Origin of the sequence: Enterobacter cloacae complex sp.6700776, assembly GCF_048284255.1 — a bacterium.
GTDB classification, from domain to species: Bacteria; Pseudomonadota; Gammaproteobacteria; order Enterobacterales; family Enterobacteriaceae; genus Enterobacter; species Enterobacter intestinihominis.
Map to the genome: position 1 here is coordinate 1 of NZ_JBLVYK010000023.1, position 26,242 is coordinate 26,242.

General features: G+C 44.1%; 22 protein-coding genes and 1 pseudogene. 13 read left to right on the forward strand and 10 right to left on the reverse strand.

Translation table 11 applies throughout. The annotated features are described in order from the left end of the window. Nucleotides 1-530, reverse strand: a pseudogene (locus ACNQ0T_RS20980) (IS1-like element IS1B family transposase); the annotation flags it as partial. 325 nt (nucleotides 531-855) lie between these two features. On the opposite strand from ACNQ0T_RS20980, the gene umuD reads away from it, so the two are divergent. Next, nucleotides 856-1,290, forward strand: a complete 435-nt coding sequence (gene umuD, locus ACNQ0T_RS20985; protein ID WP_000111290.1) for a translesion error-prone DNA polymerase V autoproteolytic subunit — start codon at nucleotides 856-858, stop codon at nucleotides 1,288-1,290. Next, nucleotides 1,280-2,533, forward strand: a complete 1,254-nt coding sequence (gene umuC, locus ACNQ0T_RS20990) for a translesion error-prone DNA polymerase V subunit UmuC (RefSeq protein ID WP_001371894.1) — start codon at nucleotides 1,280-1,282, stop codon at nucleotides 2,531-2,533. The genes umuD and umuC overlap by 11 nt, the downstream gene beginning before the upstream one ends. A 45-nt stretch (nucleotides 2,534-2,578) precedes the next feature. On the opposite strand, the gene ACNQ0T_RS20995 is transcribed toward umuC, so the two are convergent. Next, entirely contained in the window at nucleotides 2,579-3,388 is an 810-nt protein-coding gene (locus ACNQ0T_RS20995; protein ID WP_000031378.1) for a DsbA family protein, read from the reverse strand. A 370-nt stretch (nucleotides 3,389-3,758) separates the two neighbouring features. On the opposite strand from ACNQ0T_RS20995, the gene ACNQ0T_RS21000 reads away from it, so the two are divergent. Continuing rightward, nucleotides 3,759-4,106 carry a hypothetical protein gene (locus ACNQ0T_RS21000; RefSeq protein ID WP_121343843.1) on the forward strand — a complete coding sequence of 116 codons (348 nt, stop codon included), beginning with the start codon at nucleotides 3,759-3,761 and terminating at the stop codon, nucleotides 4,104-4,106. 59 nt (nucleotides 4,107-4,165) lie between these two features. Here the strand turns inward: ACNQ0T_RS21000 and ACNQ0T_RS21005 are convergent, their stop codons facing one another. The 3 genes from ACNQ0T_RS21005 to ACNQ0T_RS21015 form a co-directional block, all read right to left on the reverse strand. Beyond that, on the reverse strand, nucleotides 4,166-4,426 hold the full coding sequence (locus ACNQ0T_RS21005) for a hypothetical protein (RefSeq protein WP_001439466.1): 261 nt from the start codon (nucleotides 4,424-4,426) through the stop codon (nucleotides 4,166-4,168). Nucleotides 4,427-4,621: 195 nt separating this feature from the next. Then, nucleotides 4,622-5,014, reverse strand: a complete 393-nt coding sequence (locus tag ACNQ0T_RS21010; RefSeq protein WP_416014722.1) for a hypothetical protein — start codon at nucleotides 5,012-5,014, stop codon at nucleotides 4,622-4,624. Between the two features lie 24 nt (nucleotides 5,015-5,038). After that, the gene (locus ACNQ0T_RS21015; RefSeq protein WP_000720274.1) at nucleotides 5,039-5,788 is read right to left on the reverse strand and encodes a thioredoxin fold domain-containing protein; all 750 of its coding nucleotides are present in this window, start codon (nucleotides 5,786-5,788) and stop codon (nucleotides 5,039-5,041) included. 147 nt (nucleotides 5,789-5,935) lie between these two features. Here ACNQ0T_RS21015 and ACNQ0T_RS21020 point away from each other — a divergent pair, with 147 nt between their 5' ends. From ACNQ0T_RS21020 to ACNQ0T_RS21035, 4 genes are all read left to right on the forward strand, one after another. After that, a complete protein-coding gene (locus tag ACNQ0T_RS21020) occupies nucleotides 5,936-6,475 on the forward strand; it encodes a lytic transglycosylase domain-containing protein (RefSeq protein ID WP_000494968.1) in 540 nt (179 codons plus the stop codon). An 82-nt stretch (nucleotides 6,476-6,557) separates the two neighbouring features. Further along, nucleotides 6,558-7,115: an HAD domain-containing protein gene (locus tag ACNQ0T_RS21025; RefSeq protein WP_001371950.1), complete on the forward strand. Its 558-nt coding sequence runs from the start codon at nucleotides 6,558-6,560 to the stop codon at nucleotides 7,113-7,115. Between the two features lie 123 nt (nucleotides 7,116-7,238). After that, nucleotides 7,239-8,300 (forward strand): HNH endonuclease signature motif containing protein, encoded by a 1,062-nt coding sequence (locus ACNQ0T_RS21030; RefSeq protein ID WP_000902297.1) that lies wholly within the window; start codon nucleotides 7,239-7,241, stop codon nucleotides 8,298-8,300. A gap of 9 nt (nucleotides 8,301-8,309) precedes the next feature. Beyond that, on the forward strand, nucleotides 8,310-8,816 hold the full coding sequence (locus ACNQ0T_RS21035) for a YrhA family protein (protein WP_000654195.1): 507 nt from the start codon (nucleotides 8,310-8,312) through the stop codon (nucleotides 8,814-8,816). A 122-nt stretch (nucleotides 8,817-8,938) separates the two neighbouring features. On the opposite strand, the gene ACNQ0T_RS21040 is transcribed toward ACNQ0T_RS21035, so the two are convergent. The 5 genes from ACNQ0T_RS21040 to ACNQ0T_RS21060 all read right to left on the reverse strand — a co-directional run bounded on the left by ACNQ0T_RS21040 (nucleotide 8,939) and on the right by ACNQ0T_RS21060 (nucleotide 17,255). After that, on the reverse strand, nucleotides 8,939-12,889 hold the full coding sequence (locus tag ACNQ0T_RS21040) for a conjugal transfer protein TraG N-terminal domain-containing protein (RefSeq protein WP_000386160.1): 3,951 nt from the start codon (nucleotides 12,887-12,889) through the stop codon (nucleotides 8,939-8,941). A gap of 8 nt (nucleotides 12,890-12,897) precedes the next feature. Further along, nucleotides 12,898-14,313, reverse strand: a complete 1,416-nt coding sequence (trhH, locus tag ACNQ0T_RS21045; RefSeq protein WP_001257292.1) for an IncHI-type conjugal transfer protein TrhH — start codon at nucleotides 14,311-14,313, stop codon at nucleotides 12,898-12,900. Continuing rightward, entirely contained in the window at nucleotides 14,303-15,349 is a 1,047-nt protein-coding gene (locus ACNQ0T_RS21050; protein ID WP_000196727.1) for a thioredoxin family protein, read from the reverse strand. The genes trhH and ACNQ0T_RS21050 overlap by 11 nt, the downstream gene beginning before the upstream one ends. 591 nt (nucleotides 15,350-15,940) lie before the next feature. Then, nucleotides 15,941-16,453: a hypothetical protein gene (locus ACNQ0T_RS21055; protein ID WP_001140952.1), complete on the reverse strand. Its 513-nt coding sequence runs from the start codon at nucleotides 16,451-16,453 to the stop codon at nucleotides 15,941-15,943. A 1-nt stretch (nucleotide 16,454) separates the two neighbouring features. Next, nucleotides 16,455-17,255: a hypothetical protein gene (locus ACNQ0T_RS21060; protein WP_000004208.1), complete on the reverse strand. Its 801-nt coding sequence runs from the start codon at nucleotides 17,253-17,255 to the stop codon at nucleotides 16,455-16,457. 759 nt (nucleotides 17,256-18,014) lie between these two features. On the opposite strand from ACNQ0T_RS21060, the gene mobI reads away from it, so the two are divergent. The 6 genes from mobI to ACNQ0T_RS21090 are packed head-to-tail and all read left to right on the forward strand — an operon-like array spanning nucleotide 18,015 to nucleotide 26,232. Continuing rightward, nucleotides 18,015-18,500 carry a conjugative transfer protein MobI(A/C) gene (gene mobI, locus ACNQ0T_RS21065; protein ID WP_000071885.1) on the forward strand — a complete coding sequence of 162 codons (486 nt, stop codon included), beginning with the start codon at nucleotides 18,015-18,017 and terminating at the stop codon, nucleotides 18,498-18,500. After that, the gene (locus ACNQ0T_RS21070) at nucleotides 18,497-19,234 is read left to right on the forward strand and encodes a hypothetical protein (RefSeq protein ID WP_033487927.1); all 738 of its coding nucleotides are present in this window, start codon (nucleotides 18,497-18,499) and stop codon (nucleotides 19,232-19,234) included. The genes mobI and ACNQ0T_RS21070 overlap by 4 nt, the downstream gene beginning before the upstream one ends. 9 nt (nucleotides 19,235-19,243) lie before the next feature. Beyond that, nucleotides 19,244-22,390: a MobH family relaxase gene (mobH, locus tag ACNQ0T_RS21075; RefSeq protein ID WP_001011152.1), complete on the forward strand. Its 3,147-nt coding sequence runs from the start codon at nucleotides 19,244-19,246 to the stop codon at nucleotides 22,388-22,390. Then, complete coding sequence (gene traD / locus ACNQ0T_RS21080) at nucleotides 22,390-24,474, forward strand: conjugative transfer system coupling protein TraD (protein ID WP_001284073.1); 2,085 nt, start codon at nucleotides 22,390-22,392, stop codon at nucleotides 24,472-24,474. The genes mobH and traD overlap by 1 nt, the downstream gene beginning before the upstream one ends. After that, nucleotides 24,474-25,583 (forward strand): hypothetical protein, encoded by a 1,110-nt coding sequence (locus ACNQ0T_RS21085; RefSeq protein ID WP_000343600.1) that lies wholly within the window; start codon nucleotides 24,474-24,476, stop codon nucleotides 25,581-25,583. Before traD ends, ACNQ0T_RS21085 begins: the two co-directional genes overlap by 1 nt. Further along, nucleotides 25,570-26,232, forward strand: coding sequence for a DUF4400 domain-containing protein (locus ACNQ0T_RS21090; protein WP_000718549.1), 663 nt, complete (start codon nucleotides 25,570-25,572; stop codon nucleotides 26,230-26,232). The genes ACNQ0T_RS21085 and ACNQ0T_RS21090 overlap by 14 nt, the downstream gene beginning before the upstream one ends. The last annotated feature ends 10 nt before the right edge of the window (nucleotides 26,233-26,242 follow it).

Sequence of the window (26,242 nt, forward strand, 5' to 3'; positions counted from 1 at the left end):
TCCCTTCAGGCGGGATTCATACAGCGGCCAGCCATCCGTCATCCATATCACCACGTCAAAGGGTGACAGCAGGCTCATAAGACGCCCCAGCGTCGCCATCGTGCGTTCACCGAATACGTGCGCAACAACCGTCTTCCGGAGCCTGTCATACGCGTAAAACAGCCAGCGCTGGCGCGATTTAGCCCCGACGTATCCCCACTGTTCGTCCATTTCCGCGCAGACGATGACGTCACTGCCCGGCTGTATGCGCGAGGTTACCGACTGCGGCCTGAGTTTTTTAAATGGCGGAAAATCGTGTTGAGGCCAACGCCCATAATGCGGGCGGTTGCCCGGCATCCAACGCCATTCATGGCCATATCAATGATTTTCTGGTGCGTACCGGGTTGAGAAGCGGTGTAAGTGAACTGCAGTTGCCATGTTTTACGGCAGTGAGAGCAGAGATAGCGCTGATGTCCGGCAGTGCTTTTGCCGTTACGCACCACCCCGTCAGTAGCTGAACAGGAGGGACAGCTGATAGAAACAGAAGCCACTGGAGCACCTCAAAAACACCATCATACACTAAATCAGTAAGTTGGCAGCATCACCACCTCGCTGAACCTTGCCATATAAGCATCGTACTCAGCCTGGTCTTCAGGAGATAAAAAATTTGGTGGGAGGAGCATCAGAATCCTTTCATCCTAGCTTGTATACCTTCTTCGTAGGCCAGCTCGCCATTATCGGTAAAAGATGGTTTTTGATGTTTATGATAAAGCTTAATTTTTCGTCAGGCTTGATAGCGTTACCGGAGAGATTTGATCTTTTCTCTTCAACTCGCAATACTGTTTATACATACAGTACAAGAATTCGAGTGTAGCTATGTCTGTTATCCTTGAGCACATTAGCAACAAGCCTTACGAAATGGCACCTTTTTTCAGTGATTTACTAAGCTGTGGAGTGATGAGTCCGTGCGCCGGGCATGAAGATAATGAATTAAATTTGCATGAATATGTAGTCCGCAACCGCCCCTCAACCTTCTTTGTCAGGGCGGCGGGCCTCAGTATGATCAATGCCGGTATCAATGATGGAGCAATACTGGTTGTGGATCGGTCTTTAACAGCACGACACGGCTCTATCGTCGTTGCGCTGGTGGATGGAGAGTTTACGGTAAAGATCTTACACACGTATCCTGAGCTGCTTTTGATGCCTTCTAATCCAGCCTATAAGCCGATACGTGTAAATCCTGAATCCCTTGAGATATGGGGCGTCGTCACCTTTGCACTGAATCAGTTCAGCCATGTACATGCACGTTGATATTAACGGAGCCTATGCGGCATTTGAGTGTGCGATGGATCCCAAGCTGTCAAAAAAGCCGCTCATCATAGCCAGCAATAACGATTCGTCCGTCATTGCAATGAATAAACTGGCTAAAAGCGTTGGTATTAAGCGTGGGACCCCAATTTTTAAGTGCAGGGATTTGATTCAGCAACACCGGATCGAAGTCCGGAGCTCTAACTTTACTTTGTATGAAGACTACTCAAATCGCTTCCATGAAACGCTGGAAAGCTTCGCGCCTCAATCGAGTCGATATAGCATAGATGAAAATTTCATGTTATTGAAAAACATGAACAAGATAATAGATTATGAAGATTACGGCCGGTTGATCAGAAGTACACTTCTTCATAATCTGTCCCTTACCTGTGGTGTGGGTTGTTCAAGCACCAAAACCCTCGCTAAATTATGCACCTATGCGAGCAAACGATGGGCAGCTACAGGCGGGGTTGTAGTTTTGACTGATCAGGCCAGGATCAGGAAGCTCCTGAGCCTGATCAGTACCAGAGAAATATGGGGTATTGGTCGAAAGATTAGTGAACGCCTGTCGGCTTTCGGGATCATCACTGCCGGTGATTTTTATAATAGCGACGTTCGCTTTTTACGTAAAAGCTTTGGCGTTGAAATCGAGCGTACCTGGCGGGAACTGCATGGCGAACCATGTTTCCGGCTGCACGAGTCTCCTCCTGTCAGGCAACAGATTATCGTTTCCAGAAGTTTTGGTCAGCGCCTTAATGAGATAGGCAAGCTACATGAGGCAGTTTCATTTTTTACCGCCCGGGCGGCAGAGCAGCTGCGCAAGGATGGCTCGTGGACCCGTCAAATCACAGTCTTCATTCAGAGTAGCAATTATGCGCAAGGTGAAAACCGCTACAGCAATTGTGGTATCGAGCCGCTTACCGCTACACAGGACACCCGCGATCTGGTTGATGCAGCCATGACCATCCTGAACCGCATTTACAGACCCGGGATAGCGTATGCGAAAGCAGGGGTAATGCTCTCCGCTATGACTGACGGCACAGAGCAACTCAGCCTGTTTGATACTCGCCCGGCCAGGCCTGGCAGTCAGGCACTGATGAAAGTTATGGACCGGTTCAATAAAGAAAAGCGCGGAGCTCTGTTTTTACTGGGGGAAGGCATTCAACAGGATTTTCGTATGAAGCAGGCCATGCTATCACCGAGATATACGACCCGCTGGGATGAATTACTCGTTGTAAAAGCGTAGCGGCCATGACCGGCATGGCCGTACTCATCAAATGTGAAAGTAACTTTAGGCCCCGCGAGCTTTTTCGATTGCGCCCTGCAAAGTTGCTGCGTCCATAGCCCCGGGGATAAATGTGGTAGTCGCCGCATTCGGCTTTTTCATATTCATAATGATGAAACCGGGTGTGCCGGTGATCCCGAGCGCTTCGCCCAGCTGCATATTGCCGGAGATCACGTTTTCATACCGGTTTTTTTCCCTGTCAGAAAACGTGCTGTTAAACCCTGACTTTTCCACCACAGTATTAAAGTCAGTGAGTTCGAATTTGCGTTGAGAGGTCATGAAGGTATGAGCCACAGCCATCAGGTTGTTGTGGTACTTACGATAGGCTTCAGCACCGAAATTCTGATAGACGTGCAGACCCGTAGCGGCCCCCATGGCAGATACAGGTTTTGAACCGGCAAAAATCGGGAATTCTTTAAAGAAGAATTTTACATCTTTGCTCTGATTCATTACCGATTCAACAACAGGTGTAACCCGCATGCAGTAAATACACTGATAGTCGAAGAACTCGATTACCGCGACGTCGGCGTCATCAGGGCCGATGTTTGGCGTCTCCTTGGTATCCAGCAGAGCTGGCGCATATGGAATTATTCGTTCCACTGAGGCACTCACGTTCTGATTTTCCAGCGCCTTACCTGCTTCCACTAAATAATGGGGATTTTTTACCAGGTAAGTAGCGGCAATTTTGCCAATTTCTTCCTCACTGAGCACCTTCGGTTTAAAATAAGTTGCCGTGATTAACGCCGAGGCAGCGGTAGCAATAACCGCAGAAATTAAAATCGTGGCCATCGGTTTTAAATAAAATTCTTTAGACATAGCTACCTTTATGCTTTTCAGCCTGTTAGTTATTAACCTGCGATGGATTATACTGGCCCGGTAAATCGGAATTATTCGTGAAACAATGCTTTTTGGAGATTAAAGGATGATTAGGCAGGGCTTTATACTCACAACCGCAATGCTTTTGAGTGGATGCGGATATCATTTCGCAAACCAGGTAGATGCGTACGATCTAATGCCTCGTCCTGTTACAAATAAAAGGTTTCAGATAGTCCCTCCGGACGAAAGTATTCAGTCCAGAATGTTTTCAGGCCGTTTTGCTGATGGATTAGCAAAAAAAGGAGTCATTATTTCCACTCACCAGCCAGATTATGTGCTCAGGTTCCGAATCAGCAGCTCACAGGAGAACATGCAGTATAGCGAGCAGCTTCTTACTGGGGTGACAGGCTACGTTGTAGATAAAAAGACAACGAGAACTGACAAGCATGGCGAATTGCATACTGACTATGACTACAAGCCAGTCGATGGGGTAATAGGCACTGAGACGATGTCGCAGATGCACTATATGCGACAGCTGGATGTCGAGGTATACCCGTCAGCGAAAGGAGCAAAGCAGGTTCTGAAAGTGAGTATGCAAAGCAATGCACCTGTGCCGTCAGACAGCATTGCTTATTCAGCAATGATCGACGCCTTTACTGATAAATTTGATGCGCCGCTGCGTTCCGGAAATTATGTTGCAGTGATCCCCTGGAACTGAAAGCAGACGGCGGGAAGAGAATGTTCAAAAGTGACTTTTGGACACGCACATTAACGTGGCTATCGCCCTCCCCCATTAAAATCATAAAGTCGGTAAAGATCGCCCATCGTGATGGAATTGGGCTTATTAATGAACAGATACTGTAACTGTTCTTTATGTTGAGTACTGGCAGCTGCATTCATAAGCACTTCCAGGTAGAACTTGTAGCCTATGCTTCGCTCTGAATACATATACTGGAACTGCATCAGTAAAATGCCTGACATAACATACAACAGCAGCAGACTGAGTAATACAGTGCTATCAGGCTGTTCCAGTGCCATACTGACATACCCTGAACCCAGAATGCACAGAAGCCACCCCGTCATTAGAGCAGGCACCCTACGACTCAGACGTTTATAACAACGTTTTATTACGGGATCCCGGAGATACTTTTTGTCAGGTATCCCCGTTGCTCTGATGACGAAGCTACTGAGTATCGACATCTTTTTTCCTTCTGGACGCTCTCAGTCAATAAATCAGGCCAGGCGCTCATTGAAAGCTACCACGAGCTGCGAATCGGGATTTTTTACCAGTTCGGGCCGGATAACTTTTAGTTGCCTCGTTGGGGCGAGCTCATCTGTAGGCCTGATGGTGGTATTACCCGGCCCCTTGCGGGTACTGTCGGTGTTTACCTTGAGCTTTTTATTTCCCAGGTAGCTTTCCATCTTTTTAGAGATGGTGTCACCTGTGGTCGCAACACCAGAGAGTTCCTTTAGATGTTCACCTTTATCCATTTGTACCGATGACATCATAAATCCGATTCCGGGATCGTTTTCCGTTCCACAGGCTCCGTACTGACATTGTGCAGCGAAAACGGGCTGTACACCTACAGCAACCAGCATTAACGTACTCAGTAAAGTAGATTTCATACACACCTCTTACAGTCGGAAAAGTTACTTTTGCGCAGCGCCCATTTGGGTCACCAGGTTTTCCGGGCTCAGCCACCCCGTAAATAACTGCGGTTTGCCGCTTAGTGTCACCATGGTAGGAGTACCTTGCAGCGGGATTGTTGAGGCCACCTGGAAATGCGATTTGATAATGTTTAAGCAAGCCTCATCAGGACGTCCTTCCGGGATAGTTGAAACCGGATTCATCGCTGCATCCAGAGCTTCGTTTGGCTTTGCTGAACACCAGATTTTGGCCATGTTCCCGGCTACTACCGAGTTCAGTCCTGCACGTGGGAATGCAAGAAACTTAATCGAAATACCGGCATCAAGATAAGACTTCAGATCATGATGCAGTTTTTGGCAGTATCCACAGGTTATATCGGTAAAGATAGCAAGCCGGTATTTTTCGTTTGGTGATTTGTAGTCGATGGATTTTGTTTTGGATGCGAATTCCCGGACGCCCATTAAAATGGCCTGCTCAGTGGTGTTTACCACATCTTTACCTTTCACGTGGAATAAGCTTCCGGTAAAAATGTAATCTCCGTCTTTGCTCACGTAACTTACCCCCTCCCTGGAAATCACCGTAAAAATATCTTTTACTGGCGAGGGTTCGACGTGCTCGATTGAAAGCCCAATGGCTTTGAGCTTATCCCGGGCTGCATCTGGCAGTACCATTGTATTAACCGGCTCGGCATTCATCGTGAAGGCGGTACTTAATGAAAGAAGTAATACCGATGCCTTAATAATTTTTTTCATTTCCGCTCCTTAAATCGAGCACTAATATTATCACGCCCCAAAATTCCAGAATTTTGCTTAAACGCTTAAATCAACGGGTAAAGCCGAAAGAAAGTCGATAGATATATGGGAGAATAGATAAAACGTAGATTCAGTGGAGAAATCGTTGTGTTTACACCACCAGCAGATGATGTGAAACCTATTCCCGTTCCTGATGAGATTTACACTCAGTGCATTACGGATGCCGCCCGCTACTTCGGAATTGATGCTGAACTGGTTTTTACGTTGTTTGACAATGAAGGCGGTAAGGTTGGTACTTTCAGCAGGAATACTAACGGCACTTATGATATTGGCCCAATGCAGATCAACTCATCCAATCTACCTGAAATAAAAAAGCATTTCCCGACGGTAACGTGGCGGGTTCTGGCTTACGATGCTTGCGCAAGTTTCTGGGTTGGAACATGGTGGCTCTATAGAAAAATTGTTGATCGCAAGGGCAATGTGTTTGAAGGGATTGCAGATTACAACAGCAAAACCCCAAAGGTACGTGCAAAGTACATATTTAACTTCATGGTAAAGTACAATCGCCGGATCCAGCAGCGTAACGGGATGGGTGAGCTTTATCAATGGACCCAGCAACCTCCTCGATACAATGGCCATATAGCTAAAAATGTCCCGGAGCAAAACCCGACTCCTGTTGTTAAATAAATACAACCCGATATTACAGAAGATCATCGAGTGGCTTGGGTAAACCACCACAAATATTTCACACTGACTCAGGAGTAATATATTGTCTTCTTCTGCAAGAAATTTATTTAAGATTCTCTCTTCTTTCTTGATCCAGAAAAACCCTCATCATGAAGAAGTATGTGTTCATGAAGAAACAACAGCTGGTTTATGGGCCCCTCTCCCTGATTCGCATGTCGTGCTTTTCTTAGATTTCGATGGGGTTTGCCACAGGTGTAAAAATGAAACCTTTGAGCGAATGCCACTGTTAGAGAAATTGCTGGATAACTGCCCTGCCATGGTGATTGTTATCTCCAGCTCATGGCGTGAGTGCGCTAATACAAGTTATCTGAAATCTCTGTTCCGGGTGCCTTATAGAGACAAAATCATAGGTGCAACCGGTTCGGTATATTTAAAACACGGACAGACTGGTGTGCGGGCTGCCGAGTGTGAGGACTTTGTCTTTTCACATCGAGTTAAAGCATTTATCTGCCTTGATGACGACGAATCATTATTTCCGGCCGGTTATCCGCATTTGCACAAAACCGATTATTACACGGGCCTCACCGAATCTGACCTTGCAGCTCTTAACGCAAGGTACCATCAGCTCATGGGACGCTGATGAACAAAGTAACTTTCCTTTTACCCTGTCACTGCTGATCTCGTACGCCCATCCACTTTAGGATTGATTGTTTTATACCATACGCAATAATGTCTCATATGAATTCGACAAGAAAGGGACATTATGCTGCATCACTGTCAGGCTAAGTCACTGGATGACATATACCTTGAGGATATTCCCCACATCATACATCCGGCCACGGCGGTACATGACCTCGAAGATACCGCCCTGCCAAACCGGATTATTCAGGAATGGAATTTACCGCAGGGATATACACAGTTTGTCAGCCGGTATCACCAGTTCCACCATCAACGCCCCTGGCTCGCTTACCGCGATACGCTTGACGACATCAGATACGGTAAGATCGTTCTGCTTAGAAAAGACATAACCGGCAATGCCGGGCCGGGGGTTATATCAAATGGCAACCTACGCAATGACCTGCCCCTGTCCCTCTTTACCCGTCTGCGCGATATCATCTCTCGTCAGTTGAAACGCCCGGGGTATTACGTTCGATCAACGACACCAGCACAGCACGCCCAATCAACAAAAACCATTAATTCCAAAGCGGCTGGTCGTCTTCTCGCAGCTGGCGGGCTTTATAATGGAAATGTGGAGGGATTTCGACATACGGCTGAACAACTTGGCGGCGAAGCTGTTGAAGGCTATGACCAGGTATTGAACGAAACAACTTCAGGTATGCTGGTTGCAGCGGCTTCACTTCTGGTTATCCGAAATCCAAGGTCTGCGGATGAATTGACAAGTTATCTCGGCAAGTACAAAAAAGCACACGTTTTGCTCGATGATATGAATGTTAGCGAATTGAACTACATGCGCCGAGACAGAGCTGAATATTTAGCTCTCCGTGGACAATTCAACAATACTGTACGCCCTAACTTCCTTAAATCACTTTCAGACCACCCAGATGCCCTGGCTACGTTTGAACCTAACGATTTGATGAAACTTGCAACAGGCAAGGTCCCCTCTGGGTGGCAGGTTCACCACAAGATCCCTCTTGATGATGGTGGCACAAACGCTATAGACAACCTGGTACTTATTCAGAATTCACCATACCATTCAGCACTGTCGAAAGCACAATCCATCATTACGAAGGATCTACCGTATAATTCAAGCACCAAAGTTCTATGGCCATCGCCGAACGGTGTTATCTACCCGGTAGGAAAGTAAGAGGCGCTCATGAAAGATTTAACTCAACTACTCAGCAGCTTAAAGAGGTTGATGGTTGCAGATCACTACCCTTTAGCCAGCCCGGTAGCCCCGGAAGTCTTGAAAGACTTAATCTGCAATCCGCCTCCAGTGGAGTGGGCAGATCACAAAAAGAGCGCCTATATAGATATACAGAAACTCATTAAAACCAGGCTTGATTATGCCCAAGTGTTTAATGCTATGGATGGTTTTGAGTACAACGGACTTACGTTTTATAACCTTGTTCAGGCAGAGAACGAAAATCTATTGTGGTCAAATATTTACATACGCAACTTTGAAGCACGAGACAATGAAATCTACGTTGACCCAAATCTCACTGATAAGGTGTTAATCGGAGAAGATGGCATGTCACTTTTCGCTTATAGTTTTGCAGACGACTGCTTTCAGATAAGAGACAAAGCATCTACTGATTATGTTATTGAATCTCATACAGAGTTTGATAGATTTTTGTCTTCACTGATTCAAACCGTCAGTTGAATGTTCCGCAAGAGCGGTACTTCTGAAAAAAAGGCCGCAAACACATACTTTGCGGCCTTAATTGTTTAGCAGTAATTTACAATCTATTGATAGTCATTTCAGGAGGTTATATTCAACCTCCCTTATTTTTTATTTTCATTAAGCCACTGATCCGCTTTATCGACACGTGACTGGTAAGGCTCATTTGTGTTGCTCAGCTCTGACTTCATGTACTGAATGAATTCATCTGCTTTCTGAGGCCCAAAGCGTGGGTCATCCGTCAATTGCTGCCGGATAGCCCTTTCAGAGTTCTGCGCTGCATTCGCATAAGTCGAAACGCCGTCGCTGCTAATACTCTGATACCGGTCACTTACAGCTGCGACGCCATCAGACATCTGCATGTGATTAAGGACTTTACCCTGGAGAGAATCAGGCATATTTGCAGGGTTAGAGGCATCATTTGCTATCGATGTCTGGGTTTGAAGGATGCCCGCTCCCGTAAGCATCTCATTTACCGGTTTCGCCCCAACGCTGGTTAGCGTATCCGAAACAAATTGCTGGCCCCCGAGTAGCGCACCAGAAATCGCGCCCCGCTCAGTGTTGGCCTCTATCTTTTCCCCAACCAAGCGATCTGTGACGGTCTGAGTGCGGTTACCAACGAGACCACCGCCCGACCCACCTTCTCCCAGGTTTGCCCGTACGACTGACTCAAGTGAACCATCAGCTCTGTTATGAGTGTTGAAACTGCTATGGATGCTCTTAACGTCATTCATACTCCAGTTAACGTTATAGTTACCCAGTTCATTAAGGATCTTCTGGGTATCCGCTTTGAGCTGCTCTCTTTCGGCACCGGTAGCCATGGTGCTGGCACCATAGGTAAAGACAGCTTGCTGTGCCAATTCAGCTCGCTTATCGTCCCGGCTTAAGTTCGGGTTGTTGGCAACACGACTAAAGTAGTTATCAGTGTTATTAGATAAGCCACGAACTTGCCCGCTCTGATACATACTGTTCAAAGCAGTGGCTCGTTGATCCATTCCATCACCAACCACCCGACCTCCAACCTTTTCCAGATCGTTAAATGTGCCTTCTGCATTTCTGACATCCTGACCCGAATTGACGACTTTCTCTACACCCTGATTATTCAGTACAGGTCCATTCTTTTCGAGAGAATTAAGCACATTCCTTTCTTCATCAGAATAAGTGCGGCCCACGTTGTTGTTATGTATTCCCTGAATATCGCCTTTGCCCGCGTTATCAAGGTTATACGGAGTAAAGCCAGCTTCACTTTTTCCAGGGACATGCTGTGTCGCGTCCTGAGCGTTGGAGGAAAGACCGAGTTTAGCCTGCGAATCTACACTTCCACCCAGTTCCCCTACGCGTGACGCACTCATCACGCCAGACGTATTTACGCTGTCAGGAGTTCTATCCTGTGCCTGAGTGATAGTATTAATTCCTGACCCGTCACCTGAAATTCTGTCGAGCTGATTGGTGATAGGTAGCAGCTGCTGTGCATTACCACCGAAGTCGGAAACCAGACTTTTAAGCAGGCTGGAGGTTTCACGGAGATCCTGTTTATTACTTTCGGCCGTCTCTCCCCGGGCGGTATCAATCGCAATTTTTTGCTCACTGAAATCTCGGGTTGCAGCCACAAGCGCGTCAGTACGTTGAAGCTGCGATCCAAGCTGATTACTGGCCTTGAAGGTATCGTTATAGGAGTTGAATTTCTCCATAAACGCATTCTCATCCAGCCCATTCTTACGAGCAAAATTCCTTACATCATCATCACTGAAGTTTTTGTTGCGAATAGAATCGGAGAACCTGTCCAGGTTAATGCTTTGTTTAGAATCAAGGCTCATTCCACTATTGGAGCTTGCGTTAGTCGAAACCGATGTAGAAATATTTTGCGCCATCGTCTGTGTCGCCTGGTTCATTTTCGACGATGCTTCTTTAAACGCATTAGTATTGGATATCTGATCGCTGCTTACCTGAGACGCCGCTTTACTGAACTGGTCAGTTAACGCAGAATCCTGGCTAAGCTGATTCGTGATTGCTTTTGAAAGGTCATTTGAAAGCGAGTCACTGCCTGTATTGGTCTTAGATGCACCGCTACTCAATTGCCCTGCTACAGCCGCTTTCAGCCCGGCTCCATTGCCAGTTCCAACACCTCCATTAAGCCCAGCGTTGAGAATAACATTTGAAGCAATGCTGGCCATCTGAGACGCACTCACCCCATGTTTCGTTGCAATACCTTCTGCTACAGAGGCACCAATCTTATCCGAGATCTGCTTCATTGTTTGCAGGTTGGTTGAGAACTGCTGGCTCGACTGTCCTGACCTTCCAATTTCGCTCATCTGACTGTAACCAGCCTGGAATGAATTACTTGCCGCACTCATAACTGATGAGGTTACAGCTGATCCTTGTCCCTGGCTGTTAGCGATACTTGAACCAGCATTCCACATTCCAAGACGGAAATTACTTGAATCAACTGCGCCGCCATCGCTGTATCCCTGACCGGTACTGGTTAAGGCGGTTCGTGTCACGTCACCAAATGAAGATTTACCGCTGTTAGGGCCATCCCATACTTTGGGCGTTACATGACCAGTATCCACCGGCGCATCGGGGGTCACTCCCTTAACCGCATTCATCATCGGGTGAATCGACTGTGTCATCAGGAATAATGTGAGTACCGGAATCAGAGCATAGAGGGCGGAAGCAACAGACAGGTATGAACTGTATGTTTCCGCAAGCCCTGGGAGTCCCATCCACGTGACGGCATTATTCTGGCTGTTGAGGGTGCTCCAGGTATCCAAGTCGGCCGTCGCGACTTTCTTCACATACGCGTTGACCATTACTGCCGTAAGCGGCCACATATTCACGAAGAGGATAAGTTGCAAATATTTCGCCGCAGCGGCAACACCATTACCACCTAACGCCAGCAGCATAAGCAAAGCAAATGGAGCAACCATATAAGCAAACATTTCAAGGAATGCGATTGCTGCTCCCGACAGTTGTAACCACAACTGGCCCTGTGAAGCCATTGTGTTGGTTCGCTTCAGAGAAGCCTCAAACAACTGCATATCGGAAGCCAGACCGAGTGGGGTCTTATATTTGCTTGCGCCATTTCTGAGCTCATTCATAATGAACAGGTTCAGGGTGGCGTCATACGAACCAATAGCCTTACCGTACATACCATTTGCTGACGCCATAACATCAGTAAAGCTTGCGCCGGTAGGTGCACCATTTGCTTCGTCTGGAGTAAGGATGCCGTTTGTCTGTCCTATAAGGGAAATAGTCTGGCGAGCTTCAGCTGTACTGGTAACCTGTTTCACAGTTGACCAGACCTCATCACACGTACCAGATTTTGAACCGTTAGCGCCAACAATACTGGCAGAGGCATTCTTCAGTGCGCCTTTCATCGCCTGATTAATCCGGTCCATGCTATCTGCCAGATTAGCTGAGAAAATATCGTTAAAAATAGTTTCTTTACCGGCAATATTTGCGCTTGAGTTTTGGGTAGCCTTCAGGCAGTTGTATGCAAGAGACTGAACGGTAGCACATACGTTCATTGGCCCTAGCCCGCTGGCCGGTTCAGGAAATGCGGAACAGTAGCCCTGGCTATCGCCGCCCCATTGCAAAAACTTCACGAATCGGATCATCGGACCGAGGGTGATGTCATCGTCCAGAGTTGTTGCAGACAGGTCCACCGGAGAAAGCGGATCAAACGCTGTTTTATAATCCTTCAGCAAACCCTGGCTTAAGTTAGTGGTGACGGTTGCCATCGCAGCAATAAAAATTGGAATTCCGTCGACGTTTCTGACCTCTCCCGACTTTACAGATTCAATAGTTACATCCACTCGAACCATTGCCATCATGAAAAGGATCAACCCCAAAAACCAGGAGAAAAACGGTAATTCATTTTTGGTCGGAGCCTGAAGCCATAGCCACGTTTTATAGAATAGGCTCACACCTGCTACAACGGCGGCCGTGGTCAGGAACTCTTTTACACCAGTATATTGAGAAAAGATCAGGGCAATACCGGTAAAAGCCGACCAGACAAAATCAATATCACCCAGGGTATATATGTTGTAATCCATGTCAGACCTCAGTTACGTGTGCCACGAATACTTTCAGTGAAAGCCTTCCGTTGCAGGCGACGGTTATCCCAGGTTGAAATGACGTCCGAGCTGGTACCGACCTGGCTGTGCGATAGCTCATAGGCGGCTTTAACCTGTTTTGAGAGATTGTCTGTTAATCGGTTGAGATCATCCCTTTTACCCGACAGCGACTCACTCGGTATGCTCATGGTTGAAATTTTGGCCTCAACCTGGCGCAACATGTTGATTACGAGGCTCGTCGCAGCAATAGTGCTGATGTCCTGAATGTATGCGTACCCTTCCGGTGCTTCGAATGTTTGCAAAGAGTCGATAATGGTCGGGATGCCGATATAGGAGATAATGCGTAATTCATCATCTGAAACACGAACGTCGTTGATGATTTTTTTCTGTACGTTTAAAAGAAGATCAGAAATGGTATCCTTCAATCCCTTAAAACCACCGTCATTAACTTCTGACATGACAAGGCACTGAGCCTTTCGTGGGGATGATGGATCTGGTGCCGGAGAACACTTGAGCATTTTAATTGATCCGCCAGCTGGTGGCCCCATGATGTAATCCGTGACAGTCATGGTAGACGGGCGGACTTCCATTCCCGCTTTTTCGCCTTTGCTATCCCAGTTGATAATGACAGTACCTACGAGAGACATAAGTTGTTCTGCCAGTTTATAACCGGATAACTCCGTTACCCCTCCGATGTTCATCGTTCCCTTATCAATATCCATGAACGACATATAGAAGAGGTTACCACTGAATTTTTCAGCGAACTCTTCGGGATCCTTTGCTTTAACCTGAGAAGTGACAGCTTCAGGTGACTTTGTCATCGATGAGCCAAAATCAGGAATAAGACCATTAATCGATCCCAGAATTGAGGCTGGTCCAGAGCTAACTGAGTTAGCGAACTGGCTTGGCGTACCCACGTTTTCAGAAAGGAAAGAGTAAGTTGCATTGCATGAATCTTTCGCAAATTTATTTAGCGCTTGCAGTTTGTTTTGGATGTCATTAATCGTTGCAGCACAGTCAGCACAAATAGCTGAAACAGCAACGTTAAAAGCATAGATAGCCGCACCCTGGGCAATACCACGGGCCACCTGCACAAGCTGGTCCCCGTTGATCATGCTGAAGGACCCAAGAAAAACGTCAATACCGTTACAACCGACAGAAGCTTTTGGAAACGACATGGAAACAAGGTTGGTATTAACGTTTGTTGTTCGGTAAGACATTGACCCGCCAACTATGCCTGTACGGGTTGCTGTGGAAAAGGTGGCCGGGCTGGTAGACGTCATCATGCCATTGAAAATGTTACGCATTGCGTTGTCTGCATTTGCAGTCGGGGCTAAAATTGCAGCACAAACAGAAAGAGACAAAAGTAACTTTTTGAAGTTGAAAACGGCATTACTGCGCATAAGTGCCTCCAAAACTGCCGCCAGCATTGAGATAATTGACCGGATCGGCCGTAGGCATGTCATAGCCTTCGAGTTTTTGGTCCATTATTTTTTGAAGTAGGAATGGGTCTGATTCCATTTCGGATTTATTAACGGTAATAACGCCATCATCGCCGATGGTATATTGCCTTTTAATATCTAGAGTTGACTGGAACGAAGCGTCATCGATCAGATTCATGCCCTTCGCGGCAAGTATAATAGTGTTCTTTAATTCATCAGCGGAGATCATGCCTTCACTAATGCGCTGAGCTGATGTCCCATCCTTTGAAACCAGGAAAATTGTAGGTACCTCTCGAATTTTAAATTGATCAATAATTTGTGCGTTGGGGATGTTAAAATCCTGAAAAAGGCCATTATGCAATGGCCTTCCATCCATACTGATTGGAAGAATATCTACCGAATAATAGTTCTGCATAAATTGAAGTATTTGGCTTTCTTCGTGGCAAAACTGGCAAGTACTCTGGAAAAAGAAAAATAAACCTGACTTAGTAAAGATATCTTTCATTACCGTTTGCTGATTTTTTTCAACAACAGTGCGGTGAGCATCCAGTGCCACCTTTTCCACTGGTTGCCTGCGTTTTTCAGACATCATCGGGTTTTTAAGAAAATAATCTTTTGATTTGTCAGAAAAACGCGTACTGATATCCAGCATTAACCTTTGCGCCGTGTAATAACGTGATAGATTTTCTGCGGTAGGGTTATCCATTGCCTGCGTTAACAGTCGAGGCATATTCTCTTTTAGCCATTTTGAATTTAAATCTACCATTTCCTCTTTTGAAGGCGAGCTAGCAGCACCGGTTGGTGGCAAAACCTCTTCTTCTTCAGCTTCGCTTTTTTTAGCAGGATCGTCATACCAGAAGAAACCCTTCTTATAAGCCTGGCCAGATACAAAGGGCGTATCTTTTATTAGGGGTTGCTCAGGGCTGGCGTGGGCACCAGTAATTACCAAAGACATAAGCAAAACCATCTTTGAAGGCGCTAATGCAATACGAGTCATAGACCGTTCTCCTTTTCTGATGCGGTTATGATGGCATACAAAAAAAAGGTTAGAGCTCGTATAGCATGGTCGTTTTTATGTTGAAAAGGACGGAAAAGGAGTGCTGACTAAGAAGATAGTCTCGGTGATGGAAAGATCATCCATCTTGCACGTTGTCAAAAATCCGGTGTAACAAAAACATGGTTTTATCGAATATCTAAAAGCAAATATTGCTTTGAAAACAGGTGTATTTAGAGCTGAAAAAAATCATCACAAGTAATGCTGTTTCTATATTTCAAAAAAGGAATAGCTAAGGATCAAAGAAGCGAACTTAGACAAGAATATAAAATATATTAATTGAAAGCGATTAAGAAGTCGTCATGCATAGAAGGTTTTGAGAACCTAAGTAGTTTTACGTTTTCAACAGAAAAAAAGGTGCACATTTTTGGAACGAAGAAAAACTGAATAAAGAAAAATCAAATTATATCTTTACTTGTCAAGAGTTGATATTTAAGTTGTAACTAATATTTGATTGTAAAGCAAACAACAGAATTTGACTTAAGTCAATATTTAGATTCAGACAAGGCAAGTTTCGCGATATCTTTTTTAAATTTAATCTAATTCTTCTTGAGAATACCTCTCTATGGCTGAAGCAGTTGAAGATAATCTGCAACGTGGACAATGAGCATCATTTGTCACTGGCACAATGTATGGGCGTTTACATTTTTCGCAGGCACCTAGTTCTTCAATTTCTTTCATAGAAGTAAGGATTTCTATTATTTTATTAACTTCCGGTGCGCATACAAAGTATCCCAGATTATGAAGGACACTCATTATTCGGTTGAAGTCAATTTGCCGAAAACTCGCTTCCGGATTTATTGGATCAAAACCAAAATAGTTAACTGCGACATCAATAACAGCAGAAAAGGCTCGGCGGTTATCTGTGCGTTTGCTCCAGCCCCGGATACCTTTTTTGAGTTTTGTTTTTGCACCAGGCTCAAAATCGATATTTTCAGCAACATGATTACCGTACAAAATTCGTATTGTATTTTTATTTGCCCCAAGCGACATAGTTCTTGCTGCTCGCAATAGAGCATTAGCTTTTGTTTGATCGACCTTTGCCATATCAATAATCCTTTAACATAACTTTATTTGTTAAAGTGTTGAACACATCCTGACGGTGACTGGTGAACATAGTGTCATAACGTAATAGTTCCATCAAATCATCACTAACTTTTCCTAACCGGATGTCAGCAGACAATTCATAAGCCCAGGCAAAAACTTTCGTTTTAAGTGAAACACTCTCTTCAATATGCCCTTGTGAGAAAGCAATTGTACGTGGGAAAAGAACGACATCGTTAATTGTTTTTAACGATGAATAACCAATGTCTTTAATAGCATCAGCTGTAGTTGGTTTTAAACCAAAGAAAATACTTACAAACTCTGGTGCGAGCATTGAGATAAAGAACACCTGCATAAAGTAGTCATTCTGTATATCAACACATTTAGAACGCAACTCATGAATCTTCTTGGGATTATAGATATCCACTGTACCATTCAGAAAAGTCACTTTTTCACCGGCATCGTAAATACCATAGTCAATATCATTTGTATCATATTCACGAATTACATTGGAATCACCGTCCAAGACCGCAGAAAAAAACCTCTCCCATGTAATTTCCTTTCCGAGTGTACGCGGAACCAAAAAACTACCTGGACGTGTTTCCACTTCAAAAGCTAAATCAGCGGCTGTACTAAATCCTTTCCCAAATAGGCGACGCTGGAGAAGAGGAGTCCCAGTTTGATATGCAGAAGATCCATGCACAGGCAATAACATTAAAAATGCACGGTAACTACGAATAAGCGAAATCTCAGTGCGGAAAAGTTTACCGAGTAAGCTACGAGTTAAATTATCAGATTCTGACATGTGCTGATTGTCCTTGCGCCATTACAATTGTTCAAATCTTCAACATGGATTTTTTGTTAGGTGTTCGGTAGGGTGAAAAGTAACTTTTAGTATTTTCTTAAGGCTTGAATAAGCCTTAAATCTATCCCTTCAACCACACCGCTTACTTGTAACACTTTTTAACCAAACTAACCAGAATTTTATCAAAAATTCCTGCGCATGCTAACGAAATGTGAAGCGATTAAAAAAAAACCTAAATCCAGCCCCTCCCAACGTTGGATTAGAATAACGACGTCTTTCACTGACCGTCATAAACTGACATTTTTACTTTTCATCAACCTCATGCTTACATAGGATCACTAAACAAAGAAAAGTGACCCTATGAATGCCTCACATAGGGTCACTTATGTTTGAAAAGTGACCCTATGTAATGTCGTCATAGGGTCACTTTTTATAAAAGTGTCACTATGGACAAAGTTCCATAGGGTCATTTTTTTTGGAAAAGTGGCACTAGATATATGTATAACTTTAATAGAGCAATGCACATTATCAAAAGCAATAATCCACAATGGTCATTCTGTCAAAAGTAACTTTAGGGGGTAGCGATGGAAGTGAGGCTAAACTCGCTGTTACTGTTTCTGAAGGCCCCTCCCGAATGGGGGAAACAACGAGTGCATTACATCTGTTCAATTCCCTCATCAAAGAGCATTCAAAAATCTTCTGTTCGTGAAAAAAAACGGAAATTTCCTCCGGTATAGTAATTTCACATCAGGAGGCGTCATGAGTAATTCAAATCTTATAAGTTCTATAGAGCTAACACGTAAAAATTTACGTGCTCAGATTGAAGGTTTGCGTGTTGAGGCTGAAGATCTCATTACAAAATACTGGATCAAGTGGAAGGAACGAAACCACCAAGAGATTAACCTTACCCGACATAGCAAAGTTCCAAAGAGGGAGTACCTGGGTTCTTACGCACCAAAAGTTGAGCTAATTGGTAATGCCAGAAAAGTAACGATCACTTGGCATCAGTTCAGCCCTTATAAAACAAGAGCGCCTAGCCACATGTCAAAACGGGTGCAACCAATGAAAAGTGGAAAATATTCTAAGAACTGTTTTGTAAACCATGCCAGCTGGGAATACGAAATGATTTCTGAAACGGAAGCATTGCTGGAGCCTTACAGAGAAATGCTTGAGCTCTATCATTCAGCATATATCGAACTTGGACGAAAAATCCGTCAATACTCAAAAACTAAGGTGGCACAATGAACGACGCAATTATCACGGACAATGAGCGTATTAACATTGAACCAAAAGATGTAATGGTAAAAGGTTCAAATAAAAAGCAAGGCGTAAACGCTCAAACTTCTACTCAACGTAGACCAGAGCACCAGGGTATGGCCAAAGTTATTATTAACCCCGGCACCCCAGACTTTAACCGGTTTTTAACTGCCAGAAATGGAGCAGTCATCAGAGGTTTTGATGATGTGAGTATCGCTATTTCCTCTCTCTTTAAAACGGTTGATGCAGTTAAACATCCTGACCTTGTTCAGGCTATTCAGGATTGGTTCAACGAGCTGCATGAAGAAAACAATAAGATGAAAGAAAATCTTGTTGCTTATATTAAGTCAATTGAGTTCGACAAGAATGACTCATTCATGTCATCAACTCAGTTTGTACCTTTCAGTTTTGAACCAGTACAACTCAACTTCAATAACCACAACACCATGAGGTTTTACAAGTACATCTTCGAGATGAACCAGCTCATGAACACAATGTATGAGTACAACTCATTGGGTTTACTGGCTGTAAGCGACTATCCGGTTATGTCTCACAACATTATAAAGAGTATTAATTTATATGTTGAGAATGTGAAAAAGACTCTGAATGTTTCTCGCCGTAAGGATGGGCCATACAGTCCAGCAGAGTTCATCACCAAAGTAATGCAATATAAAAGTGTGCAGGCATACATTGCAGCCGAAATGTCAGGCAAACGTCGATAAGGTATGATGATGAATTTCAGGGCGCTGTATTTATGTATTAAACGGATTTTGGGGATATTCTCATCTCAGGAGAATGATGCAACCTCTGTAATGATTGAGGATATATCAAGCCTCTCTCCTTTTGCGCAGATTCTAGGAGATCAGAAGTACACTGTTCCTGATCATCCAAATCCAGAAGTCCTGAAATTCATCGAGTATCCAACTCGTCCGACGGGCATACAGACATTTAATGAACAGTCAATCCTGTCTCTGTATCGGGAAAAGCTGCACTCAATTTCAATGATGTTAGCTATCAGCGATAGCGACATCAGGGACGATGCATATACATTTACTAATTTAGTTTTAAAGCCCTTGGTTGAATATGTTCGCTGGATACATCTTTTGCCAGCTTCCGAAAATCATCATCATAATGGTATTGGTGGGTTACTTTCTCACAGCCTGGAAGTGGCCATACTCTCTTTAAAAAATGCGCATCACTCAGAACTGAGACCAATCGGATATCAAGATGAAGAAGTAGTCCGTAGAAAAGTATATCTCTATGCTGCGTTTATCTGTGGTTTAGTCCATGATGCCGGAAAGGTTTACGATCTCGACATTGTAAGCCTGAATTTAGCTAGTCCGATCATTTGGACGCCAAGCTCACAAAGTCTTCTTGACTGGGCACGTGAAAATGACGTGGTTGAATACGAAATCCACTGGCGAAAGCGTATTCATAATCAACATAATATCTGGTCCAGCGTTTTCCTTGAGCGAATCCTAAACCCGGTATGTCTTGCATTTTTGGATCGGGTAAATAAAGAACGTGTTTATTCAAAAATGATCACCGCCCTAAACGTTTATACTGATGGGAATGACTTTTTGTCTAAATGCGTGAGGACCGCTGATTTCTATTCTACTGGTACAGACCTTAATGTTTTACGTGACCCTATCATGGGTCTGCGTTCTAATGATGCAGCAGCAAGGGCCATTAGTACCATCAAGCACAACTTTACCAGTATCAATATCAACAATTACAATGCTAAGCCTATGCACATCATTATCGTAAATGGTGAGGTATACCTTAACGAGAACGCATTCCTTGATTTTGTTCTCAATGATTTCGAATTACATAAATATAACTTCCCTCAGGGAGAGGCTGGTAAGACCGTATTGGTAGAATCCCTAGTTCAACGTGGTTACGTCGAGCCCTATGATGATGAGCGTGTCGTTCACTACTTCATTCCGGGTATCTATTCGGAAAACGAAATATCAAACATCTTTAGAAATGGGATAGGGAAACTAGAATTCTATAACCTTCTTAAGCTAAGGTGGATTGGTTTAATCTTTGATTCCTATAAAATCCCTGACTCAGTGCCGGGTCTTTTTAGCGTTAATGCCAATAAAGACTTTATTTACATTGACGAGCAAAAAACAGTTACTGAATACAGAAGACCAGTGCCCGGTCGGGACGTTATAACTAAAATTACTGATACTGTTGAGACGGCTGTTCTTAAGGTTAATGATTTAGGCCGCTCCTCTGCCTCTATTGATGTTGATATACATTCTAAGAAAAATGAAGGCTCATCCGACGATTTTGAGAAGAAAGCCGAAAGTGATAATGAAATTGATAATGACACGCAGATAGTTAAATCTGAGGGTGAGGAAGCAGCTGATCCTGTCATTCCTGATATAGAAGAAAGTGAAGATGAATCGGCAAAGGACACGGAATCCCATGTCCTGGTCAACCAACTTCATGAACTCCTTTTAAGCGCTCCACTTTCCAATGACTATATAGTGTGTGTTGATGCTGTCCCCTACCTCAACATAGATACCACTATGGCATTGCTGCCGGGATTAGATGAAAAAGCATTCAGTGAAGAGCCCTATTTCCAACTGACATTCAGAGAAGGCTCTCTCGATGGAATGTGGATAGTAAGGGACATTGACGATCTGCGTTTAGTCCAGCTCGGCGATAACTGCGCCGGGTTCCAGCTCACCTATCATGAGCCAAGAAGGCCAACAACTTTAAAGTCACTTTTCAATACTTCTATGTATCAGGCATTAGTGATTAATGATGAGTCTTCTGTTGAAAACTCTGCCCCACGTCCAAAGCAAACGCTTGAGCTGCCTCCCCCACGTGTAAATGCAGTCGAAGAACATTCTGGCGACGTGGAATATCATGGAACCGATAGTGCATCCGCGACTGGTCCGCTGAAAACTGAGGCTGTGGAATATGAACATTATCAACATCTTTTTGAGAAAGAAGATGAAGAGCATGAGATCATTGATTATACCGATTTCTCACAGCTTAGTGTTTCTCGGCCAGAAGTCGGTAGTTGTGCAACAAGCTCTTCGGTCCATAATGAAAAGCTTCTCTCCGAGCCGTCAGAATTACCAGAACTTAACCGAGAACAGAACGCTGATCCCCAGGGTACGAATGAACGCTCTATGGATGTTTCTGTAGGACAAGAAAACTCAGAACCAGATACTGAGGGTAACTGCCCACCACCAGCTGAAGTTGTGTATTCCCAGACCGAAGCAGCCGCAACCAGTGTGATGGCAAGTGAAGAGCCCGCCTTACCTCCTGTACTTGAAGAATCAAATGGAGAGCATGCGCCCACAGACGCTAAGGGGCATCATCTTTCGCCAGCACTGGCCAGACTGTTCGCCCCAACAGCACCGGTAGAAAAACAAAATCCCAAGCGCAACCGGAATAAATCATCGGACAAAGCAGAAGTACAAAAACCAGCATCACCTGTTTCTGGTCACAATCTGAACAGTAAAGTCTTTGCATCTACTGAATCAGACCAAAATGGTGAATTCTCGCTTATAAGCGAAGGTGACGTTACAGAGCTTGAATTTGTAGAAATTGCGTTAGTACTGCATCAAATTCTGTCCAAAATGGAGGTGGCGTTTAAAAGAAAGCGCAAAAACAGATTTATGGTAAGTACTCCTAATACTCTCTATCTGACCCAATCTTGCGTGGAAAAATTTGGGTCGCAGTTAGAGGCTCAAGATCTTTTCAATAAGCTTCCTCAGTACCTCGTTAATTCTGGTGCTGTGATCAATACAAAATGCCATGCATTTAACATGCCTACTTTGCTGGCCGCATCAGACCGGGCGAAAGTGGACATTGAACGAATTATCAATAACCTGAAAGAGGCTGGGAACCTATAATGTCAGATTCGAAGAGGACTAACCTCCATGCACAAGAGAATTTTTATCGGCCTATTCTTGAGTATCGTAGTGCCTCAATACTTTTGATTTGTTCGGTTTCTATGCTTTATATGGGACTTTCTTCAGACGGACTGGACATCGCCCCAATAGTTCTGTTCACCTCAATATTGCTTTTTTTGCTGTGCCTTTATCGTTGCAAAACAGCAGCGCCATTTTTGATGGCTCATTGGCGTGTATTCAAGCGACATTTCATGTTCGTTAGTCTTGATTCACTGCGTGTAATTAACAAAAGTAACTTTTTCTCCAATGAGCGAAAGTATCGTCAACTGGTTCAGGATTATCAAAATAAAAATAAGGATATACCCGAGCGAAAGTCCTATTTTTGTGATGGGTTTGAGTGGGGTCCGGAACATGCGGATCGGGCATATCAAATAGCTAACCTCTCCAGTGATAAACGTGAGATCGAGTTGCCATTCGTCTTCAACCCAATTAAGAGACATTTTGACGCAATGGCTCGTAAGATGGGCGGCAGCAATGCAATTTTTGCTGTGGAACGTAGGGAACCCATATTTGTAACTGAAGACAATTGGTTTGGTCATACTCTGATAACCGGAAACGTGGGTACCGGGAAAACGGTGCTACAGCGTTTACTAAGCATTAGCATGCTTCATCTTGGTCATGTTGTTGTTGTCATAGATCCAAAGAACGATGCAGAGTGGCGAGAATCTCTAATGGAAGAGGCTAAGACCCTCGGTCTTCCTTTCTATAAATTTCATCCTGGCCAGCCAGCATCTTCGGTCTGTATTGATGTCTGCAACACCTATACTAATGTTTCTGACCTAACATCTCGTCTTTTGAGCTTGGTGACAGTTCCCGGTGAGGTTAACCCATTCGTTCAGTATGCCAAGGCTCTCGTTTCCAATGTGATTTCCGGGCTTTCTTACATAGAGAAAAAGCCTTCTATTTATCTGATTCACAAGAACATGAAAAGCCACATGTCTATTGTGAATCTTACAGTCAAGGTAATGGAGTCATGTTACGCGAGATATTATGGTTACGATGTCTGGACCGAAAAAGTTAAGTACGTCGCTAACGATACCTTGCCGGTACGTTTCAAGCGTCTCGCTGAATGGTTTACGGCTCATTTCATGAATTACGAGGGGTCCGAACAAATAGACTGGTTAGATACTGTTTCCCAGCTTATTGATTACTCAATGTCCGACCCAGAGCATATGGCTAAAATGACCGCAGGTATTATGCCTGTTTTCGATATGCTCATTGAAAAACCTTTAAATGAGCTTTTATCTCCTAACCCGAACTCAGTATCATCAAGAGAAATTGTAACAAGCGAAGGGATGTTCAGCACTGGCGGGGTGCTATACATTTCGCTTGATGGCCTTTCAAACCCCGATACAGCAGCTGCTATTTCTCAATTAATAATGTCAGATCTGACCTCCTGTGCCGGTAGTCGCTACAACGCTCAAGATGGTGATATGTCAGCTAATTCCAGGATAAGTATTTTTGTTGATGAGGCACACTCAGCCATTAACAACCCTATGATTAACCTTCTGGCGCAGGGTCGTGCAGCGAAAATTGCACTGTTTATTTGCACCCAAACCATCTCCGACTTTATTGCTGCGGCAAGTGTTGAAACTGCCAATCGAATTACGGGGCTCTGCAACAATTATATAAGCTTGCGAGTCAACGATACTCCTACTCAGACGCTTGTTGTAGAGAACTTTGGTAAGAGTGCGATAAGCACAAATATGGTCACTTATACGACCGGTTCAGAAACATCTTTGCCGCATAATAACTTCTCAGGTTCAATCTCAGAAAGAAAGCAGACAACTTTAGAAGAGAGTATTCCAAAGGATCTCTTGGGTCAGGTCCCTATGTTTCACATAGTTGCCAGGCTTCAAGATGGCAGGAAGGTTGTAGGCCAAATCCCTATTGCTGTTGCTGAGAAACAAATGAAGCCAAACACAACTCTGTCGGAAATGCTTTTCAAGAAGGCCGGAAAAGTTACTTTGCGTCAAAATCTCGATATCAAAAATCTTAATAAATTTCTAAGGAAGTTGCATTGATGGATGAAAAAATTGTCCTGACGCGCCAGCAAATTTTAAGCTCTGCACTAAAAGTCAGCAAATGTCGCTCGCTCGTAAAAAGGCGCTTTCAGTCTTTGGGTTTAAAGTACGCAGATTCTCAGGAAGTTCGAGATCGGCTAACTATGATAGAAAAAAACGCGTTTCATCATTTGGGAAAATTTTGTCAGAGCAACGATATCGATTCCCTATTCTCCATGGCAAATACCCTGTCTGAGCTTTTCCTTTTAAAGGGAGAGTTGATCACGACTGATCCCTTTGGGGACCGTGAAACCAGCTACTGGTCGGTACCACAAGGATCATGCCATGAATGGATTCAATCACTGACCACCAGCGAAGGTCCTGAACGTAAATTCGTTAGTTTCCGTATTTCTTTCGATAACAATGACGTACGGTGTGATCTTGTAAAAAAGAATGCCCGTATGCTTGGTTGTTATCTTTTGCCTTATTTCGTCGATTTAACACGCACGGTGGGCGCATTCATTAATTTGCCAGGTAGTGTCTCTTTTAAACAAGTACAGCGCATCAAACCCCAGATTCATCCAGAAACAACACATAGTCATATAGTTACTATTGAGGACTCTCCCTTTCTTTCTCGGTTAAAATTTAAAATCATTACTGCCATAGATCAGCTTCCTGACCCTAATGGCCTTTATACAAACACCTTTAACAGCATTATTGACCGTGCACTGCTGACTCATCTCAAAACCGAACAGGAAAAAATAGATAGTCCAAGAGTCTGCAAAAATGTGATTTCGGCTTTTGCCGACTCAACTCTTTCTCTGCCGGTGTTTAACATCGGCCTAAACGAGCAGTACAGATACTGGACGCCGTGGGGCATCAACTTTATAGAATTTTCCCGCCAGGCCGCAAAAGCAAGGACCGCTGTATTTGTTCCTGATGTGGGACAGATCGAGTGGAAAAGCGCAGAGCATAAAGAACTGGCGGAGTTAAGCCTCATCGACCAAATCATACCTAAACAGTACCACTGGCTCCTGGGTATCCCGACGATGTGGCGTAACAACTATTGCAATCACGATCAGAGGCTAGCTCTTTTTCGTGAATGGAGGGAAAGCAATGGCTGCGGATAATACAAGCAGGGCAGCAGTGCTCAGAACAATGCTTTTTTTTGGCATGGTCATTTATTTTGGTTACAGCTTGGCTTTCCAGAATACTGAGGAGCTCAAATATCAGATTACTCAGGAGGTTAATGCAAGCCGGTCCATCATATCAAATGACCGTTGGAAGTCTGTCATTGCAAATAGTGAAGCGACTTTAAATTGGTTGGTACATGACTATAAGTTAATTGACTATCTGAATACTATTCTGATCCCTGACACCAAAAAACCAGCCAGAGGTATTAACATTGTTGCTGAAAAATTTACCTCTATTAATTACACTATGGCCAAAAACATACCCCTCTTACTTTATCAGTCCATTTTCCGGTGGAACTTAATCCTGGGGTGGCTAATCGTTTTTCTGCCCTATCTATTTGCCATGCTAGCAGATGGAATGTACCAGTGGAAATTGAAGAGGTACGTATTTGGTAAGGTTACAGTTCAGTTTTATCGTATTTGGTTTCGAGCATTTTGGGTGATCAGTGCTTTAACGATGGTCTACCTGGTCATGCCAAATATGTCACTATTTAACAATATCGCTCAACTTTTCCCACCAGTCGCTTTATTGATACTGGGAATTGCATTGAATCGCTTGTGGTCTAACTTTCAAAAACTCATGTAAAGGTGGTCAG

Excerpts from the sequence above, each read along its gene's own strand:
- umuD (WP_000111290.1), top strand. The coding sequence starts at position 856 with ATGTCTGTTATCCTTGAGCACATTAGCAACAAGCCTTACGAAATGGCA.
- umuC (WP_001371894.1), top strand. The coding sequence starts at position 1,280 with ATGCACGTTGATATTAACGGAGCCTATGCGGCATTTGAGTGTGCGATG.
- ACNQ0T_RS20995 (WP_000031378.1), bottom strand. The coding sequence starts at position 3,388 with ATGTCTAAAGAATTTTATTTAAAACCGATGGCCACGATTTTAATTTCT.
- ACNQ0T_RS21000 (WP_121343843.1), top strand. The coding sequence starts at position 3,759 with ATGCAGTATAGCGAGCAGCTTCTTACTGGGGTGACAGGCTACGTTGTA.
- ACNQ0T_RS21005 (WP_001439466.1), bottom strand. The coding sequence starts at position 4,426 with ATGGCACTGGAACAGCCTGATAGCACTGTATTACTCAGTCTGCTGCTG.
- ACNQ0T_RS21010 (WP_416014722.1), bottom strand. The coding sequence starts at position 5,014 with ATGAAATCTACTTTACTGAGTACGTTAATGCTGGTTGCTGTAGGTGTA.
- ACNQ0T_RS21015 (WP_000720274.1), bottom strand. The coding sequence starts at position 5,788 with ATGAAAAAAATTATTAAGGCATCGGTATTACTTCTTTCATTAAGTACC.
- ACNQ0T_RS21030 (WP_000902297.1), top strand. The coding sequence starts at position 7,239 with ATGCTGCATCACTGTCAGGCTAAGTCACTGGATGACATATACCTTGAG.
- ACNQ0T_RS21035 (WP_000654195.1), top strand. The coding sequence starts at position 8,310 with ATGAAAGATTTAACTCAACTACTCAGCAGCTTAAAGAGGTTGATGGTT.
- ACNQ0T_RS21040 (WP_000386160.1), bottom strand. The coding sequence starts at position 12,889 with ATGGATTACAACATATATACCCTGGGTGATATTGATTTTGTCTGGTCG.
- trhH (WP_001257292.1), bottom strand. The coding sequence starts at position 14,313 with ATGCGCAGTAATGCCGTTTTCAACTTCAAAAAGTTACTTTTGTCTCTT.
- ACNQ0T_RS21050 (WP_000196727.1), bottom strand. The coding sequence starts at position 15,349 with ATGACTCGTATTGCATTAGCGCCTTCAAAGATGGTTTTGCTTATGTCT.
- ACNQ0T_RS21055 (WP_001140952.1), bottom strand. The coding sequence starts at position 16,453 with ATGGCAAAGGTCGATCAAACAAAAGCTAATGCTCTATTGCGAGCAGCA.
- ACNQ0T_RS21060 (WP_000004208.1), bottom strand. The coding sequence starts at position 17,255 with ATGTCAGAATCTGATAATTTAACTCGTAGCTTACTCGGTAAACTTTTC.
- mobI (WP_000071885.1), top strand. The coding sequence starts at position 18,015 with ATGAGTAATTCAAATCTTATAAGTTCTATAGAGCTAACACGTAAAAAT.
- ACNQ0T_RS21070 (WP_033487927.1), top strand. The coding sequence starts at position 18,497 with ATGAACGACGCAATTATCACGGACAATGAGCGTATTAACATTGAACCA.
- mobH (WP_001011152.1), top strand. The coding sequence starts at position 19,244 with ATGAATTTCAGGGCGCTGTATTTATGTATTAAACGGATTTTGGGGATA.
- traD (WP_001284073.1), top strand. The coding sequence starts at position 22,390 with ATGTCAGATTCGAAGAGGACTAACCTCCATGCACAAGAGAATTTTTAT.
- ACNQ0T_RS21085 (WP_000343600.1), top strand. The coding sequence starts at position 24,474 with ATGGATGAAAAAATTGTCCTGACGCGCCAGCAAATTTTAAGCTCTGCA.
- ACNQ0T_RS21090 (WP_000718549.1), top strand. The coding sequence starts at position 25,570 with ATGGCTGCGGATAATACAAGCAGGGCAGCAGTGCTCAGAACAATGCTT.